The organism is Pseudoxanthomonas sp. UTMC 1351 (assembly GCF_040948865.1).
Lineage (GTDB): Bacteria > Pseudomonadota > Gammaproteobacteria > Xanthomonadales > Xanthomonadaceae > Pseudoxanthomonas_A.
Genome location: NZ_JAVGJT010000008.1, coordinates 131,920 through 153,906, shown reverse-complemented (window position 1 = coordinate 153,906; position 21,987 = coordinate 131,920). Strand labels below are relative to the sequence as shown.

The 21,987-nt window shown below is 63.4% G+C and carries 9 protein-coding genes and 2 riboswitches; of the genes, 6 read left to right on the top strand and 3 right to left on the bottom strand.

Annotated features, from left to right (window positions below; genetic code table 11):
- Positions 1–5: 5 nt before the first annotated feature.
- Complete coding sequence (locus AB6O04_RS06590; protein WP_368563039.1) at positions 6–3,770, bottom strand: hypothetical protein; 3,765 nt, start codon at positions 3,768–3,770, stop codon at positions 6–8.
- 11 nt (positions 3,771–3,781) lie between these two features.
- On the bottom strand, positions 3,782–10,504 hold the full coding sequence (locus AB6O04_RS06585) for an isopeptide-forming domain-containing fimbrial protein (protein ID WP_368563038.1): 6,723 nt from the start codon (positions 10,502–10,504) through the stop codon (positions 3,782–3,784).
- 412 nt (positions 10,505–10,916) lie between these two features.
- On the opposite strand from AB6O04_RS06585, the gene AB6O04_RS06580 reads away from it, so the two are divergent.
- The 4 genes from AB6O04_RS06580 (at position 10,917) to AB6O04_RS06565 (ending at position 16,519) form a co-directional block, all read left to right on the top strand.
- Positions 10,917–11,693 (top strand): response regulator transcription factor, encoded by a 777-nt coding sequence (locus tag AB6O04_RS06580; RefSeq protein WP_368563037.1) that lies wholly within the window; start codon positions 10,917–10,919, stop codon positions 11,691–11,693.
- Positions 11,694–12,141: 448 nt separating this feature from the next.
- A riboswitch (cobalamin riboswitch) is annotated at positions 12,142–12,364 on the top strand.
- A gap of 300 nt (positions 12,365–12,664) precedes the next feature.
- On the top strand, positions 12,665–15,016 hold the full coding sequence (locus AB6O04_RS06575; protein ID WP_368563165.1) for a ribonucleoside-diphosphate reductase subunit alpha: 2,352 nt from the start codon (positions 12,665–12,667) through the stop codon (positions 15,014–15,016).
- A gap of 22 nt (positions 15,017–15,038) precedes the next feature.
- A complete protein-coding gene (locus tag AB6O04_RS06570; protein WP_368563036.1) occupies positions 15,039–15,260 on the top strand; it encodes a hypothetical protein in 222 nt (73 codons plus the stop codon).
- A 239-nt stretch (positions 15,261–15,499) separates the two neighbouring features.
- Positions 15,500–16,519, top strand: a complete 1,020-nt coding sequence (locus AB6O04_RS06565; RefSeq protein ID WP_368563035.1) for a ribonucleotide-diphosphate reductase subunit beta — start codon at positions 15,500–15,502, stop codon at positions 16,517–16,519.
- Between the two features lie 140 nt (positions 16,520–16,659).
- On the opposite strand, the gene metE is transcribed toward AB6O04_RS06565, so the two are convergent.
- Positions 16,660–18,936 carry a 5-methyltetrahydropteroyltriglutamate--homocysteine S-methyltransferase gene (metE, locus tag AB6O04_RS06560; protein ID WP_368563034.1) on the bottom strand — a complete coding sequence of 759 codons (2,277 nt, stop codon included), beginning with the start codon at positions 18,934–18,936 and terminating at the stop codon, positions 16,660–16,662.
- A gap of 192 nt (positions 18,937–19,128) precedes the next feature.
- Positions 19,129–19,372, bottom strand: a riboswitch (cobalamin riboswitch).
- Between the two features lie 224 nt (positions 19,373–19,596).
- Between metE and AB6O04_RS06555 the strand changes: the two genes are divergently transcribed.
- Together AB6O04_RS06555 and AB6O04_RS06550 are read left to right on the top strand one after the other, a co-directional pair.
- Positions 19,597–21,168 (top strand): FAD-dependent oxidoreductase, encoded by a 1,572-nt coding sequence (locus tag AB6O04_RS06555; RefSeq protein ID WP_368563033.1) that lies wholly within the window; start codon positions 19,597–19,599, stop codon positions 21,166–21,168.
- The gene (locus tag AB6O04_RS06550; protein ID WP_368563032.1) at positions 21,165–21,716 is read left to right on the top strand and encodes a hypothetical protein; all 552 of its coding nucleotides are present in this window, start codon (positions 21,165–21,167) and stop codon (positions 21,714–21,716) included. Before AB6O04_RS06555 ends, AB6O04_RS06550 begins: the two co-directional genes overlap by 4 nt.
- Positions 21,717–21,987 lie beyond the last annotated feature (271 nt).

Below are 21,987 nucleotides of genomic sequence, written 5' to 3'. Positions count from 1 at the left end.
TTTGATCAATAGCTGCCCACGAAGTTGATGAACCAACCTTTGTGGTCGTAGTCGAAGTCGGTTAGGTCGTCGCTGAACTCGGTGAAGTTGTAGCCAACACCCAGCCGCAGGTTGCGGCCCAGGTCGCGGTCCACTCCGACCAGCCAGCCCTTACGAGTGCCGCCGTCCTCGACATCCAGCCAGCGGTATTCGGCCAGTGCGTGCCAGCGCTGCCGCAGGTCATAGCGGATCTGACCGGAGGCGAACGTGGTGCCTGAATCGAACCACGCGCCCACGCCGCGCCCGAACCGCACTTCGCCTTCACGCCGTGCCACCTTGGCGGCGAACTCCCAGCGCTGGTCGTACTTGTAGACGCCTTCCAACGACAGCACCTGCGTGCGCTGGTCGTACTCGGCGCCGTCAACTTGCGCCAGCGTGGCCAGGTCGTACAGATAGCTGTAGCGTCCGAACACACCCCAGCGCGCGCTGTTCCAAGGCCGCCAGGCAAAGCCGAAGTTGCCTTCGATGAACTTCGCGCCCGCGGCGGGATTGAGTTCGTCGTCGGTGTCGCCGTAGTTCAGCCGAGCTGCGATACGCCAACTTTCATTGACCTTGTGCAGCAGCCGGTTGGTGGATACCCACTGCGTGCGTTGCTCCGCGCCTTGGTCGCGACGCCACTCCAGCTTGCTCTGCCAATCGGTGTCGGGCGAAGTGCGGCCGCCGTTGATGCTGACCGCGCGGCGATCGACCAAGCCGCCGGCACTGTTGACCAACTCGCCATCGGACAAGGTGAAGCCCAGGTTCCAACCCACCGACGGAAAGAAATCCATGCCGAAGGTGTGCGCCAGGCCCGACTCGCCGTTGCTCTTGAGCTGCTGGCTTTCGTTGAACACGTTGAGCTGGTTGGACAAGCGCCAGCGCTGGCCCAGCGTCCAACCGCTCTGCTGGCGCGGATTGAACAACGGGTCGTAATCGGTGCCGTCGGTGGAATAGGTGTAGCCGCCGTAGACGGTGTGCTCGGGTGTCAGCTGGTATTCGGTATTCACCTGCGCGGCGTCGCCACGGTCGCCGTGGGTAAGCTCGGCACCGACACTGGACAGGCCTTCGAACAGGTACTTGCCACCGACGGTGTAGGCATCGTTGTCGTCATATGCACCGCTGTCGTCGTCCAGAGTGAACTGCGCGGTGCCGTACAAGTCCACAGCGGTGCCGACGCGCTGGCTATAGCGCACGGCACCCAGCGTGCCGGTCGCCTCGCGCGCTGCGCGCCGCTCTTCCACGCGGCGCAACTCGGTCGTCAGCGTACTGTTGTCGCGGACGCGCCATTCGGTGGTCAGCTGCGCCTGGTCGATCGCTTCCGTGCCGCGTTGCGCTTCGGTGTAACGTGCGTAGATACCGAAGGTGTTGGTGAAGTGACCCAGCAGTTCAACGCCCTGCTCTTCCACTGCCTGTCCGGTGTCATAGCGGCTGATCGAATAGCCAGCGCCGACGTGGCGCCACCAGGCACCCATCGACCAATCCTGCTCGGTCCAGCCTAACTCGCGGAAGTTGACTCGCGCTTCGACGGCTTTGGCTTCGCCTTCGCGTGGACCCACTGGGTTGAGCTGGGTAAAGGCAAGACCGCCGTTGTCGGAGAAGAACACCGGTGCACTGAACGATTCGGTCTGGCTGTATTCGGCCTTGAGGTAGGTGCCGCGACCGGCCTGCAAGGTAATGTCGCCCGAGGCCAGCGTGTAGTCGTCGCCCGCGCGGTTTTCATCGACATAGGTCGCGCCTACGCCAACGTGGTCACCGAACCAATGCTTGCCGCGGAAACCGGCGCTGACTTCATCGGCATCGAAGCTGGAGGGCACCCATTCGTAGTCCACGATCAGGCGCGGCTCGTAGCCGTCCAGTGGCGTATCGCGGGTGATGGTTTTCAGATTCTCGCGAGTGATCAGCATCAGCGGACGCGTCAATATGATGCGTCCCTGCAGCTCGTCGATCTCGTAGTCCGCACCGCGCAGCAAGGTCACCCTGTTCTCGGTCCGGCCGGTTGTGCGGTCGCGAATCTCCAGCGCCACCTGGTCCGAACCCGGCAACAGATCGGTGTGGCGCAGGTAGTACAGGCTGCCATTGGTACCGATGAATTCGTTGTGGCCTGGCGCGGTCTGCGCTTCGGAACCGAACGAACGCACCTCGGTCACCGGGTCGCCCCAGCGGTTGGCCATGCGCGAGCGCCAATCCAGCGCCGCACCATACAGCGAGCGCACGTACTGGCCGTATTCGGTGCCGGTGAATCCGGTCTGGTAGTTGCCCCACAGCGCCTGGTTCTTGTCCCAGTCCATGCGCAGGTAGAACCGGCCCATGGTGTCCACGTCGCGATAGGTAGTGGAGTCGTCGCCGTACACCGGGTAGTACAGATCCGGATCGAGGCGGCGGAAGATGTCCTGCGGATCGGCTTGGCCGAAACCGTCGAACAGATGTTCCAGGTCGCGCTCGGTGGTATCGGCTTGAGCGGTGATCAGGTATTTGCCGCGCAGCTTGGCTTTGCCGTAGAACGCCAGGCGACCGTCGCTGATGATGTCGTCTTGGTAGCGCGGATCGTTCTGGAATGGTTCCGTCGATCCGCTGATCTTGTTTTCCGACACCGTGATATCAGCTATGCCCACGCCGAAGAAGTAGCGGCCGGTGACATCCACACCCAGCGTGTGGTGTTGTCCCTTTGCATCCGGCGCTGGTTTGCCACCGAACTCATCGCTACTTCCACCCAACGCGACATCGAACGTGTGCTGGCCCACCGGCACCAGGTATTCGGCGACGAACTTGCGCTCCAAATCTACCGGGTAGCTGTCGCCGTTGATCAGCAGGTTTTGGCCGGTCGGTAGATTGCGGCCCTGGATGCGCACGCGCGAACCGTAGATCGGGATGTTCTGCTGGCGCAGGCCATTGCTGCCGAACGCGCTTTCGATCAGGCGTTGATCTTGCGCCTGGCCGGTCGTCAACGCCGTGCCTAACGTTTGTTCCGTGCTGTCGCGCAAGCGCTGGCCGCCGCGCTCGGCTTCTTCCGGCGTCACCAGTTGCAGCGTGAGCGGTTGGGTTTCGTCGACGTTGCCGTCCTTGTCGTAGGCACGCAGTACGTACAGCAACTCGTCGCCAGCACGGAACGGATACTTCGCGGTCAGCTTGCCATCCCATTCGCTGCGCGAAACCGCGGCCACGTCCAGCGGCACGGTCGCCACCGGCTCGACCAGGTCGGTATCGGTGGCGCGGTACAGCGTAAGTTCGTAGCGGTCGATGAAGTTGGAATAGTTGCTGCGCACGTAGAACTGCACCGGCTGGGTGATGGCGCTGCCGTTGAACGCGGCGAAGGTAGGCGCCGAAACCGACAGTTCCGGTTCGCCCAGGGCCGGATCTTCAGTCGCCCAGATCACACCGCCGTTGGGCAGTTGCAGGCTGAACTTTCCGGCCACGCGTGCGCGGCCCGCCGGCTCCATGGCCACGGTCACGCGCCGGTCCGGCTGCAGCGTTTGCGAATCGGTCTGCTTCACGCCAGCCGTTGCCGGTTCGCGCTCGCCGCGGGTACGCAGCTTGAACAACAGCTCCTCGCCGGAACGGCATTCGTCGCCGGTGCATTCCGACAGCGCTTTGGCCGTCGGATCGTCGGTTGATGAGACTTGCGGTGCGTTGGCTTGCGCTGCGTTCGTTCCAGCCAGCGATTGCGGCGGCTCATCCTGTGCCACCGACATCGTCGGCAACCCGGCCAGCAGGCCGATCAAGGTGTAGTCGAGTAGTTTCATTTTCAGCGTCATGGCGTGCTCCCTCACTTCCTGTCCACGCCGGCAGGCGCTGCCGGACTCCGGCCGGGGTCAACGCGCACCCGGCTTCGCAATTCCGGACTCAGGTGCGCCGCCAGTGCTTCGTACACCGCTCTTGCGCGGCGCATACCCAATGCCATGTTGTATTCGTCCGATGCGCGCAGGTCGGTATGGCCGACGATCGACACCGTGCCGCCGCCCACTTGCTCCAGATAAGCCGCTACACGTTCGATCAGTGGCGCGAACTCCGGCTTGATGTCGGCGCGGTTGGTGTCGAACAACACTGTGCCCAGCACCGGACCTTGGCCATCCACACCGGTCACGCGTGTGCCTGGATCGTCGGCTGCGGTTCGCACACTGACGCTGACCATCGGTACCAGCGCGGTGGGCAAGCGCTGCATCAGCGCTGTCTTCACCGCGGCGGCACGGTCGAATGCCAGGGCATCGCCATCGCCATCGACGCTGATCACCACTTCGCCACCCTGGTACTCGTCCAGCTTGGCGGCGATACGGTCGATCACCGGCAGGTAGGATTCGCGGACTTCCGCACTGCCAGGCGCGAAGATCACTTCACCCAGCTCCAGTTCCACTAGCTGCGTGCCGCCGGTAATCTCTTCCACCGGCATCTTTGCGCCGAAGTCGAAGCGTACCGGTACACCCGGGGTGATACGGCGGACCAGCGGGTTATCGGTGGTCATTTCTGTGCCGACCGGCAGCGTGGCGGGGTCGACCTTCAAGATGAAGTTGCGCCCGCGCGACTGCCCGCCCGGTATACCGACCAGGTGGTAGCGGCCGAACGGATCGGTTTCGATCAGCAGGCCTTCGACCGAGGCGATACGCACGCCCGGTATGCCGCGTTCGTCGATACCGTCGTTGCCGATCACGTAATCGACCACGTAGCCGCCTTCGCCCTGCGCGACACGGCGTTCCACCGTGGGCGCGGCCGCATTCAATCCCTTGGCTGCTTCACCGTTTCTTTCGACGGTGGTGCGGCCGTCCGCGTCCATGCGAACGGTCACGCCTTGGTCACTGGTCAACACGAAGTCGCCGGTGAAACTCGGTTTGCTCAGGTGCTGGCGGATCACCACCTGGTGCGCCTGTGCGGTATCGGCTTCCGATTGCCGCGCGGCGATATCGCCGACACGGATGCCGTGCAGCAACGGTGCGCTGGCGTCGGGCAACGGTTGCGCGCCCAGGCCGCGATCCATCAGGGTCGAGCCCGGCACATAGGCGTCGGGCGCGAAACCGCCCTGCACGCTCACGCCGGTCAGCGCAGCGCCGTCCTGCCAGCTGTCGCCGTCGCGGTCGTTGAAGACCGTGCCGAAGATCAGGCTGTCGTCGACCAGCGGATCGGAGGCCACTGTCAGTTCCGCGGTGCCGATGTTGGAAATGGGCGTACCGGTGGACGAGAGCGCCTGCGCCTGGTTCACATGCGTGCCGTGACGTACGCCTGCACCGACTCGCATCATGTAGATCAGCGTGGCCGTTTGGCCTGGCTCAATATCCAAGCCGTCGAAGCGGATCGGGCTCTGGCCGCTCACGGTGGCGGCGTTGTCGCCGTCCACCACCGACAAGGAGCCTTCCACGTAGGTGAAGCCCGCCGGCGGGGTGTCCGCCAGCGAGACGTTTCTCGCATCGACAAGGCCGACGTTTTCGACCGTGACCCGGTAGCGCACCAGGTCACCGATGCGCGCTTCGCGTACCGCGGACGTCTTGACCACGCGCAGCGAAGGCAGCGCGACCACTTGGTGTTGCGTCTGGCAGCTGACGCAGCTCACATCGATGGCCCGGCCGTTGTAGGCGCTGACCACCACGTTGCTGACGTTGCCGTTGGCAGTGGCACCGATGGTCGCATCGTAGATGAAGGTGTACGTACCCGGCACGGTGCCGGTCGGCAGGATGCACTCGATCTGCGCCCCGGCCATCGCGCACCCGGCTGGCAATGCACCGATGTTCAGGCCAGCTCCGGGCGTGTCCATCAGGCGCACGGGTTCGGTGGTCGTTCCGTTTTCCACCACCGCCGTCAGCGTGTAGGCGATGGTATCGCCGACATATACCTCGCTGCCGGGCGCCGGCAGCGCGGTCTTGGTCACATCGATTGCCGCACGCAGCGGATGCTCGGTGCTGCAGCCGCCGGTGGCGGTGCACGCCACGCCGCTCACCGTATTGGTGACGGCGCCAGCGGCATCGGCGTCGACGGTCGCGGTGTATTGGACCGTGTAGGTGCCCGCTGGCGTACCGGCGGCCAGCGTGCACGCCACGGGCGATGTGCCGGTGCAGCTGAGAAGGCCGGTATCGCTGATGGTCCCGATGGCGCCGAAGGTCAGGCCGGCGCCCAGCTGGTCGTTGGCCGTCTTGGCCTCACTGGAAGCACCGCCGGTGACCGTGTAGGTCAGCGTATAGGTGATGGTTTCACCTGGGCTTACAGTGGTGCCGCTGACCGGACTGGCGGTCTTTTGCACCGTCACCGTCGACACGCTGTGCGACGTGGTGCAGCTGTCGGCGGCGGCGCAATCGACGCCGCTCACCGTATTGGTGACCGCACCGGTGGCGTCCGCGTTCACTATCGCGGTGTATTCAACCGTATAGGTGCCTGCGGGTGCGCCCTGCGCCAAGGTGCAGACCATCGGTGCGGCGCTGGTGCAGCTTAGCTGGGCTGCGTCGCTAACCGTGGTGACCTCGCCGAACGTCAGGCCTGCGCCCAGTTGATCGGTGGCAGCCTTCGGCTCCGACGCTGCGCCGCCTGTAACGGTGTAGGTCAGCGTGTAGGTGAGGACGTCGCCGGCTTCCACCGAGCTGCCGTTGGCCGGGTTGGCCGACTTGGCCACGGTCACCGACGACAGCGTATGCGTGGTGGTGCAGCCATCGGCAGTGGCGCACGGCACGCCGCTCACTGTGTTGGTGACGGTGCCGGTGGCATCGGCGTCCACGGTGGCTGTGTAGTTCACCGTATAAGTGCCGGCGGGCGTACCTGCTACCAGCGTGCACGCCAGCGGCGAACCGCTTGTGCAACTGAGGCGACCGGCATCGCTGATGTTGGTGATGGCGCCGAAGGTCAGGCCCGTACCCATCAGGTCGTTGGCGGTCTTGGCTTCGGTGGAAGTGCCGCCGTTAACGGTGAAGGTCAACGTATAGGCAAGGGTGTCACCGGCTTCCACCGACGTGCCATTGGCGGGAGCTGCGGTCTTCTGCACGGTTACCGTCGATACGTTGTGCGAGGTGGTGCAGCTGCCGGTCGTCGCGCACGGCACGCCGCTGACCGTGTTGGTCAACGAACCGCTGGCATCCGCATTCACTGTCGCGGTGTATTGCACGGTATAGGTACCGGCCGGTGCGCCCGCTACCAACGTGCATGCCATCGGCGAACTGCCAGCGCAACTCAATTGGGTCGGATCGCTGACAGTGCCGATGGCGCCGAACGTCAGACCGGTGCCGAGCTGGTCCGTGGCGGTCTTGGCTTCCGGCGACGGTCCGCCAGCCACGCGGTAGGTCAGCGTGTAGGTAATGGTGTCGCCCGCTTCCACCGAGGTGCCGCTGGCCGGGCTGGCCGATTTGGCCACCGTCACCGACGACAATGTGTGCGTGGTGGTGCAACCGCCCGCGGTCGCGCACGGCACGCCACTGACCGTGTTGGTCAGCGGGCCGCTGGCATCCGCATTAACTGTCGCGGTGTATTGGACGGTGTAGAGGCCGGCCGGCGAGCCGGCCGCCAACGTGCAAGTCATTGGCGAGCCGCCGGTGCAGGTCAACCGACTGGGATCACTGGAAGCGCCCACGGCGCCGAAGGTCAGGCCCGCGCCCAATTGGTCGTTGGCGATCTTCGCTTCCGGCGACGGACCGCCGACCACGTTGTAGGTCAGCGTATAAGCAATGGTGTCGCCCGCTTCCACCGAGGTGCCGCTGGCCGGGCTGGCCGACTTGGCCACCGTCACCGACGACAGCGTGTGCGTGGTGGCGCAACCGCCTGCGGTCGCGCAGGGCACGCCGCTCACGGTATTGGTGACGGTGCCGGTGGCACCCGCGTCCACGGTGGCCGTGTACTGGACGGTGTAGGTGCCGACCGGCGTACCGGCTGCCAAGGTGCACACCATCGGTGAAGTGCCGGAGCAGCCGAGACGGTTGGAATCGCTGATGCTGCCTACTGCACCGAAGGTCAGGCCGGCGCCCAGCTGGTCATTGGCGACCTTGGCTTCGGTTGAGGCGCCATCGACCACGTTGAAGGTCAACGTGTAGGTAATGGTGTCGCCCGCTTCCACTGATGCGTTGTTGGCAGGACTGGCGGATTTGCCAACCGTCACGGCCGAGATCGGATGGGCAACGGTGCAACCGCCCGCGGTAGCGCAGGTCACACCGGTGACCGTGTTGGTGACCGAGCCGGTCGCGCCTGCGTCCACCGTGGCGGTGTAATCGACCGTGTACGTGCCCACGGGAGCGCCCGCTTCCAGCGTGCACGCCATTGGCGAACTGCCGGTGCAGTCCAACAAGCTGGGATGGCTGATGGTGCCCAATGAGCCGAACGTCAGGCCCGCACCCAACTGGTCGTTGGCCGTCTTGTCCTCTGGCGATTGCGCGTCGAGAACCCTGAAGGTGAGCCTGTAGTTGATGGTGTCGCCGGCTTCCACCGACGTGCCATTGGCCGGAGTGGCGGACTTGGCGACCGTCACGGCCGACAGAATGTGCGTGGTCGCACAGCCGCTTGGGGTGGCGCAGGGCACGCCCGTCACTGTGTTGGCGACGCTGCCGCTGGCATTGGCAGCCACGGTGGCCGTGTACTGCGCGGTATAGGTGCCGATCGGTGTGTTCGCTGCCAGCGTGCACGTCATGGGCGAGGTACTGGTGCAGCTGAGGCGACCGGTATCGCTGATCGAACCGACAGCACCGAAGGTCAGTCCCGTGCCCAGTTGATCCGTGGCGATCTTGGGCTCCGGTGACGGGCCACCGGTCACGTTGTAAGTCAGTGTGTACGTGATGGTGTCGCCCACTTCCACCGATGCGCCGTTGGCCGGGTTGGCCGACTTGGCGACAGTGACCGCGGACAGAGGATGTGTGGTGGTACAGCCGCTCGGCGTTGTGCAGGTCACGCCGCTCACCGTGTTGGAAACGCTGCTGGCGGCGCTGCTATCGACCGTTGCCGTGTACTGGACGGTGTAATTGCCGTCCGGTGCGCCCGCTTCCAGCGTGCAGGCCATTGGCGAACTGCCGGTGCAGCTCAACAGGTTGGGATGGCTGATGGTGCCCAACGCGCCGAAGGTCAAACCGGTGCCCAGTTGGTCGTTGGCGGTCTTGGCTTCCGGCGATGCGCCTCCGGTCACGTTGTAAGTCAGTGTGTACGTGATGGTGTCGCCCACTTCCACCGATGCGCCGTTGGCCGGGTTGGCCGACTTGGCGACACTGACCGCAGACAGAGGATGTGTGGTGGTGCAGCCGCTCGGCGTTGTGCAGGTCACGCCGCTCACCGTGTTGGAAACGCTGCTGGCGGCGCTGCTATCGACCGTTGCCGTGTACTGAACGGTGTAGGTGCCTTCCGGTGCGTCCGCTTCCAGCGTGCACGCCATTGGCGAACTGCCGGTGCAGCTCAACAGGTTGGGATGGCTGATGGTGCCCAACGCGCCGAAGGTCAGGCCGGCGCCGAGTTGGTCGTTCGCCGTCTTCACTTCTTTGGAATTGCCGCCGGCGACGGTGTAAGTCAGCGTATAGGTAATGGTGTCGCCGACCTCCACCGATGCGCCCGTGGCGGGACTCGCCGACTTGGCCACCGTCACCGACGAAATCAGATGGCTGGTGCCGCACGGCGTACCCACCGCGGCGCAGTCGTTCAGTGTATTGCTCACCGAACCGTTCGCACCGGCGGCTACGGTGGCCGTGTACACCACGTTATAGGTGCCTGGCAGCGCTCCGGTGGGCAGAGAACAGGTCAACGCCTGGCCGGCGACGGCGCAGCTGCTACCGAATTCCGGCGCTTGGCTAGTAATGGAACCGAAAGTCAGACCCGATCCCAGCGTGTCTTGCAGCTGCTCCACCTGGGTGGTGGCCGAGCCGGCCACGGTGAGCGCCAGTGTGTAGGTGATGGCGTCGCCGACTTCCACCGATGCGCCGGACGCGGGATTACTGGTCTTCGCGCGCGTAACGACCGCTGGCGCAATGGGGTGCTGGGTATTGCATGGATTGCAGACGGGGTCTGGATCGCCGCCACCGGCAATCACCACTTGGTTACTTACCGTGCCGGTAGCGCCGGCAGCAACGGCAACGGTGTAGCTGACGTCATAGGTGCCTGCTGGCGTGTCGGACGGCAACGCACAGGTCAGCGTTTGTCCCGAGACAGCGCAACTGCCGGCGAACGCCGGGGCTTGCGAAACGATCGTTCCGAATGCCAGGCCTGTGCTTATCGTGTCCGTCAGTTGGAAATCAGCAGTGGTGGAACCATCCGCTACGACCGTGCTTACTGTGTAAGTAATGGTGTCGCCCGGGTTAACCGTAGCGTCGGTAACCGGGTCCGCTACTTTGGATGTGGTGATGGTCGGCAGCGGCGTGACTGTGACGACCGCATTGTCGGTGCGTTCGCAGTTCGGGTTGGTGGCCGCATCGGTACATGGCACGCCCGATGGATTGGCGATGCGGGCCACGTTGTCGACCGAGGTCTGCGCGAAAGCCGCGGGCGCCCAGAGCAGCCACAGCGTCAAACACAATAGAAAGCCAGGTAGATTGGCGAGTATGTTTCGGGAATTCACGCAGCTGAACGTCGCGCGTGAATTCGACGTGCTACTCGTGTTGATTGCCTGCTTCATTCAGCTGCCCATCCTGGCTTTTTGACTTTGTTGAACACGCAGAGCCCCGCCGCGAGTCATCGCGCTTCAACTTTGAGACGGCGGTAGGATTCTTGAAATCCGAGAGGGCAAGCACACGGCTTTCCCCTTGTGCTTACATCTCTTTCACCACAAGCTAACAACCAGTAGTTGGGATTACACGCTCAGAAAATCTCGGAAGACTCTCATTCATGTATTCGCGTTTACTCGGAAGAGAAACGAGAGGCGGGCGATTCGACACGTGCGTACGTATCGATCCACAGGGGAAAGTGTTTTGAGAAGGGTCAAATTGCAGGACACGTGCGGCAGCGGAACGCACGGCCTCATCAGAGGTCATGTGCGCGACAAAGGCGATGGCGCAGCCCCGCGGTTCGGCCAGGCGCGGCGAACGCAACGGGAAGACAACGCAACGGTTCACCAGCAGAGCATCCTGGTGGTCGAAGACCACGAAGAGATGCGGGACCAGATCCTGATTCCTGGGTTGCGCGATTGCGGCTTCAGGAACGTGGTGGGCGTGGGAAGCGCCAAGGAGACGTATCGCGCTGTCCTTACCCAGCGCTTTTCACTGTTCCTGGTGGACATCGGCTTGCCCGACGAAAGCGGCTTCACGCTGAGCCGGAATCTGCGCGAAGCGACCGATGCGGGCATCGTGGTGCTGACTGGCGGCGGGCACACCAAGGCGCAGTACGTTCAAGGACTGGACGACGGTGCGGATGCTTATTTGCTCAAGCCGGTCGACATGGAACTGCTGGCGGCCACGCTTCGCAGTGTGCTGCGAAGGCAGATGGCTTCCCATGCGCCGCAGGCCGCGGTCGAGTCCGCACGGGCATGGCGCCTGGATCCGGAAGGCTGGGCATTGATATCGCCCGGCGGCGCGCGGATCCACATCACCGGCAACGAACGCATCCTGATCGAGCCGCTTATTGCCCGCCCGGGTAACGTTATATCCAGGGAAGAGCTCATCGCCCGCTTCACCCACAACATCTACGACTTCGATCCGCACCGGTTGGAAGTGATTGTCCACCGCCTGCGTCAGAAGGCCAGCAAGTTATCGGGGGAGGATTTCCCCCTGCGCGCGGTGCGTGGCACGGGGTATGTGCTGACTTCGGGTTAGTTTTCGCGGTGGGTGCGACGTTTTGACCGGTTGATCGTGATCCATCCGCCTCATACCTGTAGGAGCGGCGTCCCGTCGCGAGCTTTTCCGTCAGATCGCGACAAAAGCGAAGAGCTCGCGCCGAGACGGCGCTCCTACAGGATCAAGGGAAAGGGCATTTGCCTTTGTAGGAGCGGCGTCCCGCCGCGAGCTCTTCCCGTCAGATCGCGATAAGAACGAAGAGCGATCGAAGCCCGCCGTTCGCCATCCGGACGCGCTGCGGCGCGTTCTTGATCGTGTTCACTGCGCGACTATCAGGGCGCGAAGCGGCGTCCCGCCGCGAGCCCTTTGGCTTCTTATTTCGGGTTATGACACGCGTCGTCTAGGCGGCAACTCACCCGTGAAACCACCACAGCCAACAACACATAGGTTCCACACTACATTTGGTGTTGACTGATAGGTGACACCCCACTATGTTGTGCCCGTCGGTTCCAGCGGCCACACCGCTGGATGAAAAGGGAAGCCGGTACGGCTCTGAAAGAGCCAATTCCGGCACTGCCCCGCAGCGGTATGTGGAAACGAACTCGCCATTGGCACTGAGGCACGGACCTTGGGAAGCGGCGGGCTAGGAGGAAAGCAGAGGCTTTCCGCGTCCACGAGTCCGAAGACCTGCCGACAGCCGCGCGAAGCACACCGCGCGGTGCCGGCCGCGGAATCTCCGGGGGGAGATGGCTGGTGAAGCAGGCCAGCTGCGGAATCTCCGCTGTCGCTGACCTTGCGACGCCGCTTTCCCATCCTGCTGATCCACCGGCCCTGCGCTGCCTGCGAGGGACGGGCCGCTGCGTGCATCGCATGGAGGAAAACCCGTGAATCAGACCCTGTCCCAGACCGATGCGGCCACCGTGGCGGTCGCCGCTGGCGAACACCCGTCCGCCAATAATGACGCCGTCAACAGTACATTCCTGCTGACGCCGCCGCCCACCGCTACCGCGATGAGCGTGACCAAGCGCAACGGCAGCCGCGAACCGGTGGACTTGAACAAGATCGTCCGCGCGGTGCAGCGCAACTGCGAAGGGCTGCACGCCATCGACCCGATGCGCGTCGCCACGCGCACCATTTCCGGTCTGTACGACGGCGCCAGCACGCGCGAACTGGACGAGTTGTCCATCCGTACCGCCGCGCTGCTGACCGCCGAGGAACCCGAATACAGCCGCCTGGCCGCGCGCCTGCTGGCGGGCTACATCACCAAGGAAGTGACGGGACAGGAAATCCATGCGTTCTCGCAGTCGATCACGCGCGGCCATGAGGTCGGACTGATCAACGAGCGCCTGCTCGGATTCGTGCAGACCAATGCACGCAAGCTCAACGATGCGCTGGACGCATCGCTAGATCTGCAGTTCGATTACTTCGGGCTGCGTACGCTGTACGACCGCTACCTGTTGCGCCACCCGCACACACGCAAGGTCATCGAGACGCCGCAGCAGTTCTTCCTGCGCATCGCCTGCGCCTTGAGCGAAGACGTACCCGAGGCTCTGGCGTTGTATCGGCGCATGGGCAACCTGGACTACTTGCCCAGTTCGCCGACGCTATTCAACTCCGGCACCACGCACGAGCAACTGTCGAGTTGCTTCCTGCTGGATTCGCCGCAGGACTCGCTGGAATCCATCTATCAGAAGTACGGCGACATCGCGCAGCTGTCGAAGTTCAGCGGCGGCATCGGCGTCAGCTATACGCGGGTGCGTTCGCGCGGCTCGCTGATCAAATCCACTAACGGCCATTCCAACGGCATCGTGCCGTGGCTGAAGACGCTGGATTCCTCGGTGGCGGCGGTGAACCAGGGCGGCAAGCGCAAGGGTGCGGCCTGCGTGTACCTGGAACCCTGGCACGCCGATGTCGAAGAGTTCCTGGAGCTGCGTGAGAACACCGGCGACGAAGCGCGCCGCACTCACAACCTCAATCTGGCCAATTGGGTGCCGGACCTGTTCATGAAACGAGTGGAAGCCGACGCCGACTGGTCGCTGTTCGATCCGCGCGTGGTGCCGGAGTTCACCGATCTGTATGGCGACGCATTCGAGCGCGCCTACGAACAAGCCGAAGCCCAGGGCAAGGCGGTCAAGTCGATCAAGGCGCGCGAGCTCTACGGCCGGATGATGCGCACGCTGGCGCAAACCGGCAACGGCTGGATGACGTTCAAGGACAAGTGCAACCGCGCCAGCAACCAGACGCTGCGCGCCGGCAACGTGATCCATCTGTCCAACCTGTGCACCGAAATCCTGGAAGTGACCTCGGCCGAAGAGACGGCGGTCTGCAATCTGGGTTCCATCAATCTTGGCCGGCATTTCGACAGCGATGCGGACAGTGGCCGTGGCTATTTCGATTTCGACAAGCTGGCCGAAACCGTTCGCTTGGCGGTTCGCCAGTTGGATCGCGTGATCGATCTGAATTTCTACCCCATCGAATCCGCGCGCCGCGGCAATCTGCGCTGGCGCCCGGTCGGTTTGGGCGTGATGGGATTGCAGGATGTGTTCTTCAAGCTGCGGCTGTCTTTCGACAGCGATGAAGCGCGCGCGTTGTCGGCGAAGATCGCCGAGACCATTTACTTGCATGCACTGGAAACCTCGGTGGAGCTGGCGCAGGAACGCGGCAAGCACCCGTCCTTCGGCGATACGCGTGCGGTCGATGGCGAACTGCAGTTCGATGCCTGGGGCGTGAAGCCGGAAAACCAGGAGCGCTGGGACGCGTTGCGTGAGCGGATCAAACAACATGGCCTGCGCAATTCCTTGCTGATCGCCATTGCGCCGACCGCCACCATCGCGTCGATCGCGGGCTGCTACGAATGCGTGGAGCCGCAGGTCAGCAACCTGTTCAAGCGCGAAACCCTGTCCGGCGATTTCCTGCAGATCAACCGCTACCTGGTGGAAGAACTGAAGAAGCTGGGCCAGTGGACACCGGAAGTCCGCGATGCCATCAAACAGGCCGAAGGTTCCATTCAAGGCATCGCGCAGATCCCGGAAGCGTTGCGCCATATCTATCGGACCACCTGGGAAGTCCCCATGCGCTCGCTGATCGACATGGCCGCCGACCGCGGCGCCTTTATCGATCAGTCGGCATCACTGAATCTTTTCATGGAAAGCCCGAACATCGGCGCGATGTCGTCCATGTACATGTACGCGTGGAAGAAAGGCATCAAGACCACGTACTACCTGCGCTCGCGTCCGGCCACCAAGATCGCCAAGACCACGGTGGGCCAAGCCTCGGCGGTAGCGCCGCCGCCGGAATACACCCCGTCGGAAGCCATCGCCTGTTCGCTGGAGAATCCGGAAGCGTGCGAGGCCTGCCAATGAGTTGAATGTCTCGGAGGTTGTGATGAAGCGGTACCGTCACGAGGGAGACGACACCGGCGTGGAGGCTTATCGGACCACGCCGACATCCATATTCGTGAAGTTCCGCGACTCAGATCGAGTTTACGAGTACAGCAACGCGAGTGCCGGCACCGCCAACGTGGCCAAGATGAAACGCTTGGCGGCCGCGGGGAAAGGCTTGAGTACGTTCATTACCCGTCATGTTCGTGATCGTTACGTGCGTTGACTGGCGCACGCTAGTTGGAAAAGAACAGAACCATCGGAGACGCAGGGACGCGTCAGACCAAACGGCATAAGCCCCTCTCCCTCCGGGAGAGGGGTTGGGGTGAGGGTACGGCGGAGTGACGATCGTTCACCGCCATTGCCCTCGCCACACCCTCATCCGCCCCTGCGGGGCACCCCGTATCGAGTACGGGGCAGGCTCTTCTCCCTGAAGGAGAAGGAAACAACGAGAACCTTGCATCCATGTCCACCCAACCCCGCCAACTGCTCCTCGACCCCGGTTTCGAACTGACGCTGCGCCCCATGCGCTACCCGCAGTTCTACGAGATGTACCGCAATGCCATCCGCAACACCTGGACCGTGGAGGAAGTGGACTTCGCGCTGGACACCAACGATCTGAAGCACAAGTTCGGTCCCGCCGAACGGCATCTGATCGAACGGTTGATCGCGTTCTTTGCCACCGGTGATTCCATCGTTTCCAACAATCTGGTGCTCAACCTGTACCAGCACATCAATGCCCCCGAGGCGCGCATGTACCTGTCGCGGCAGTTGTACGAGGAAGCACTGCATGTGCAGTTCTACCTGACCTTGCTGGACACTTATCTGCCAGACCCCAACGAGCGCGCCAAGGCATTCGCAGCGGTGGAAAACATTCCGTCGATCCAGCGCAAGGCGGCTTTCTGTTTCAAGTGGATCGACTCGCTGCAGGGTTTGCACCGCGTCGAAACCCGCGAGCAGCGCCGGCAGTTCCTGCTCAACATGGTCTGCTTCGCCGGCTGCATCGAAGGTTTGTTCTTCTTCGGCGCCTTCGCCTACGTGTACTACCTGCGCTCGCGTGGCCTGCTACATGGTTTGGCGAGCGGCACCAACTGGGTGTTCCGCGACGAAAGCTGCCACATGGCGTTCGCCTTCGAGGTCATCCGCACCGCGCGCGAGGAAGAGCCCGATCTGGTGGACGACGAGTTCAAGGCGCAGGTGGTGCAGATGCTGACCGAAGCGGTGGAATGCGAAACCGCCTTCGCCGAAGACACACTGTCGGGCGGCGTCGCCGGCCTGTCGTTGAAGGACATGCGCCAGTACCTGGAGTACTGCGCCGACCAGCGCCTGGCGCAGCTGGGCTTCGCCAAGCATTTCGGCGCGACCAATCCATTCCCTTTCATGGACCTGCAGGACGTGCAGGAGCTGACCAACTTCTTCGAACGCCGCGTGTCCGCGTACCAGGTGGGCGTGGAAGGCGAGGTCGGCTTCGATCACGCGTTTTGAGTGTATGGCTGTATGTTCTTTTGTCCTATCGCCTCCGGCTGACTAGAGGCATGTCCTTGTGGGAGCGACGTAAGTCGCGACGGAAGCATCCGGATGCTTCCGTCGCGACTTACGTCGCTCCCACAGAAAGGTTGGCTTGCCTAGGCGGCCCGCATTGCCTTGGCCGCCGATACCATCGCCACCAGCGCGGCTTCGGTTTCCGGCCAGCCGCGGGTTTTCAGGCCGCAATCGGGGTTCACCCATATCTGCTCCGGCGCCAGCACTTCGCGGGCCTTCTGCAGCAGCGCGCGCATTTCGCCGTCATCGGGAATCCTGGGCGAATGGATGTCGTAGACGCCGGGACCGATCTGGTTCGGGTAACGGAATTTCACGAACGCCTCCAGCAACTCCATGCGCGAGCGCGAGGTCTCGATGGAGATGACGTCGGCGTCCATCGCGGCCACGGCTTCGATGATGTCGTTGAATTCCGAATAGCACATATGCGTGTGGATCTGGGTTCCGTCGGCCACGCCCGACGCGGTGATGCGGAAGCATTCCACCGCCCACGCCAGATAGGCGGACCAATCTCCGCGCCGCAGCGGCAGGCCCTCACGCAGTGCCGGTTCATCGATCTGGATGACGCCGATACCCGCGGCCTCCAGGTCGTTCACTTCATCGCGCAATGCCAGCGCGATCTGCCGGCAGGTGTTGGCACGCGCTTGATCGTCGCGGACGAATGACCATTGCAGCACGGTCACCGGACCGGTCAGCATGCCCTTCATCGGCCGGCTGGTCAGCGATTGTGCATGCTGCGTCCAACGCACCGTCATGGAAGCCGGGCGCTGCACGTCGCCGTAGATGATCGGCGGCTTGACGCAGCGCGAGCCGTAGCTCTGCACCCAGCCGTTGCGGGTGAAAGCGAAGCCATCGAGCTGCTCGCCGAAGTATTCCACCATGTCATTGCGTTCGAATTCGCCGTGGACCAGCACGTCCAGACCGATCTCTTCTTGCACCTGGATGCAGCGGGCGATTTCGGTGGCAATGAAGGCGTCATAGTCCCCATCCGACAGCTTTCCCGCTTTGTTCTGCGCACGCGCCTGCCGGATCTCCGGCGTCTGCGGGAATGAGCCTATCGTCGTGGTCGGATAAGCCGGCAACTTCAACCATGCGTCCTGCCGCGCGCGGCGTACGTCGTGAGGCGATGCACGCCGGGATGCATCGCGGTCCAATCCGGCCAAGCGCGCCGCCACCTCGGGGCGATGTACGCGTGGCGAACGCCGGCGCCGTTCCTGGCGTTCACGCGCCAGCGCCAGCGCCGCGTCAGCGCCCACCACACCGTCCAGAGCGTCGGCAAGTGTACGTAGTTCTTCCAGCTTCTGCCGTGCGAACGCGAGCCAGTCGCGCAGTTCGGCATCCAACCCGGTTTCGCCGCTGGCGTCGATCGGGACGTGCAACAACGAGCACGAAGGCGCCAGCCACAGGCGATCTTCTCCGACATGGCCTTGCGCGTACTTCGCCAGGATCAGCGCGTTCTCCAGGTTGGCGCGCCAGATATTGCGGCCGTCGACCAATCCCGCCGACAGCACGCGTCCCTTTGGCAGCGCTTTCAATACGTCGTCCAGCTGATCCAGGCCGCGCACCAGGTCGATGTGCAGGCCGTCGACGGGAAGCGTTGCGGTCAGAGAGAGATTGTCCGCCAGCTTGCCGAAGTAGGTGGCCAGCAGCAGTTGCGGCCGCCCAACACCAGCCAGCGCCGCATAAGCCGTGCGATACGCGGCCTGCTCGGCGACGCTCAGATCCAGCACCAGGCAAGGCTCGTCGATCTGCACCCACTCGGCACCGGCGCGCTTCAACTTGGCCAGCAGCTCGGCGTACACGGGCAACAGCCTGTCCAGCAGTGCCAGCGGATCGCTGCCATCCACGGTCTTGGACAACCGCAGAAAGCTCACCGGACCCAGCAGCACCGGTCGAGCGCGATGGCCTTGCGCAACAGCTTCCAAGAACTCGGCGATGGGTTTTTCGCCGCGCAGGCGGAAGGTCTGCTGCGCGTGCAGTTCCGGCACCAGGTAGTGATAGTTGGTGTCGAACCACTTGGTCATCTCCAGTGCCCGCAGATCGACACCGTCCTTTTGCCTGCCGCGTGCGAGCGCGAAATAGCCCGCCAACGGATCGGCATCGGCCAATGCGCGATAGGCGTCGGGAATGGCGTCGAACAGGAACGCGGTGTCCAACACGTGGTCGTACAGCGAAAAATCGTTGCAGGGCACGGTGTCCGCGCCCGCCAGCTGCTGCAGGCTCCAGTGGCGCTGCCGCAGCTGGCGCGCGGTATCCAGCAGTGCCTGGTCTTGCGTATCGTCTTGCCAGTAGGCTTCCAGTGCGCGTTTCAGTTCTCGCTTGCCGCCGATGCGCGGAAAGCCGAGCGTGGTCACTTGGGTCATGGTGCGTTTCCTCATGCGTTTTTCGGATGAGGAACGAAGGAACGGCGCGCTGACCGAATCACCGCGCAACGACCTTCGCCCCCGCGGGCGAACCGGAACCGCTTCGGCAACGCACAGGGAATCGCCAGCGGACAGTTGCACGCGGGCGTTCCCGGTGCTTCCCCTCGGAAGTTCCAGGTCAAACGGAAGATCGTTGGATCCTCCGGTCGGGGCAGGTCTTCGGGCTCATGGACGGCGCGTTGCGCTGGTGCGAAACGCGGACCTACTGTTCGCCGCTTCCCGATCCGCGAAGACCAGTGCAATTGGCGAAGTTCGTTTCCAAATACCGCTGCGGGGCAGCGCCGGAATTGGACCTTGCAGGCCCGCACCGGCTTCCCTTTTAATTCCATCTCTACATCCTGATGAAGAGATGGAAGCCTCGACAGGCGCAAGCTACGCCGCCTGCACGCCGGCGTCAAGCGCTTGATGTGCTGGTGTTGGTTCATCCTTTTGTAGGAGCGGCGGGACGCCGCTCCTACGAAAGAATTTGCATAGAACGAATTTCGCAGTAGCCATCCGTGGCGACCAGCACCGTCTTCGGCATTCACTTCTCTTCCACGCCGCGTTGCGCACTGTGGCGCTGCCAACACATCGATAAGCACACGCCTTCGGAAAACAGTGATGGCGTTCGCCTGGGAGGTAACAACGATGACGACGGCGCGCACGCTTCCTGTCTGGGGTTCGTTGACTGGATTCACGGAGGCGCACTTTGTGGACACACCGCCCGTGGGGCAACAGGACGTGGTGATTATCGGAGCGGGCATCGCCGGGCTGAGCACCGCGGTGTGCCTGGCGCGTGAAGAAAGACAGGTCACGGTGATAGACCGCCAAGGGCTGGGCGAAGGCGAAACACTCCGTACGACGGCGCACTTGGCGTCGGCACTGGACGATCGCTTCTACCAACTGGCACGTTGGCATAGCGAAGCCGGTGCGCGGCTGGCGGCGGCCAGTCACGTCGCGGCGATCGATTGGATCGAAGACATCGCGGCATCGGCGCTGCGCGATTGCCGGTTCCAGAGAGTGCCCGGTTATCTGTTCTCGCATGACGGCAGCTGCAAGCCGCTGCAGCAGGAACTGCGCGCCGCGCGCCGCGCCGGTTTACGCGTCGACTATTTGGAAGACGGACTGCCGGAACTGCCGGGTTTCGGCCCGATCCTACGATTCGAAGACCAGGCTCGCGTCGATATCGGCGGCTATTTGCTGACGCTGGCGGAAACTGCGCAAGCGGGTGGTGTGCGGTTCCATCGCGCTCATGTCACCGAAGTGAATGGCGGTGCTTCGCCAACGCTAGGCCTGGGTACCGGCGGGCAGTTGACCGCGGCCGCCGTTGTAGTCGCCACCAATGTGCCCTTCCATGAAACGGTTTCCCTGCATACCAAGCAGGCGGCGTACCGAACCTACGTGGTGGCTGGGCGCGCGCCGCGAGGCGCCGTGCCCGATGCGTTGATATGGGATGACGGCGACCCTTATCACTACGTGCGCGTGCACGACCGTGGCGATGACCCGAATGAGGTGATGGTCATCGTCGGCGGTGAAGACCACAAGACCGGCCAGGAAGACGACCCAACCGCTTACGTCCGCCTGCAGGAATGGACGCGCGAGCGCTTCCCCGCCGTCGCCGAATTCACCCATGCCTGGTCAGGCCAGATCATCGAACCTGCCGACGGCCTGGCGTTTATCGGACGGGACGCAGGAGGCATGGACAATGTGTATGTCGCCACTGGCGATTCCGGCAATGGCATCACCCACGGCACCATCGCGGGATTGTTGATCAGCGACTTGATTCAAGGCCGCGAAAGTCCTTGGACCGAGCTGTACGACCCGCGCCGCAAGATCGTGAAGAGCGCTGGCGAATGGATGCGCGAAAACGCCAACGTGGTGCTGCAGTATCGTGATTGGATCGCGCCGGGCGACCAGCAGCGGCTGGATGAATTGGCGCTGGGCAGTGGCGCGGTGATTCGGCGTGGCTTCCACCGCGTGGCGGTCTATCGCGATGGCGATGGCGTGCTGCATGCCTATTCCGCGCGCTGCACGCACCTGGGCTGCGCCGTGCGCTGGAGTACCGCGGAAAAGTCGTGGGACTGTCCCTGCCACGGCTCGCGCTTCGATGCGGTCAGTGGAAAGGTGCTCAACGGGCCGGCGGAGGCGCCGTTGGCATCGTTCGAACTGGAAGACGCCGCCATCGCTTCGTGATCGACGCGGTGATCGAAGCTTCGCCACCCATGCTGATTTACGGCGGCTATCTGCTGTGGCTGCTCGCTGGCGCGGCCGATTTCCTGTGTCATCGGCGCACCGATCTTCCGCATACCTCAGGACTTGCGGAATCGTGGATGCATCTGCTGCAACTGGCCGTCATCGGCTCCGGTTTGGTGCTGTGGTTGGCATTGACGCCAAGCTTGTTGTTGCTGTCGATCGAACTGTTGCTCGTGACCGTGCACGCGGTGTTCGGTTATGTAGACACACGGCGGGCCTTTGGTCGCCGCGTCATTTCCCCGGTCGAACAGCACGTGCACAGCATCTTGGATATGGCGCCCATCATCGCTTTCGGGATCCTGTTGGGGTCGGAGTGGTCGACGGCCTGGCAGCGCGGGTGGACGCTCGCGGCGCGGCAGCCGCCTTTCTCGCCCGCGGTTTGGATGTGGGTGCTGGCACCGGCGCTGCTGCTGTGCGTTCTGCCGGCACTGCTGGAATTCCGCGCCGCCTGGTCGGCGCGTGGACGGAGGCTTCGCCATGCATGGTGAACCGTCCAGCGCGTCGTTGCCGCGCCAGGCTTGCCGCCCACAACCCAGCGGCGAAGGCGGTATACGTCAGCAGCATTCCGCGCGCCGAGAGATGCCGGTCGAAGCCAGGATTCAGCCGCGGAGGAACGACGTAGTAGTCCACCACGTAGGCAATGGCGGCTGTCGCGGCCGCTTTGCTCGCCAGCATCGGTGCCGGCTGATTTCTGCCCGTCGCAAGTTCATACCAACACGCCCAGAAAACCGACATGGCGTGATGAATCGTGTAACCGGC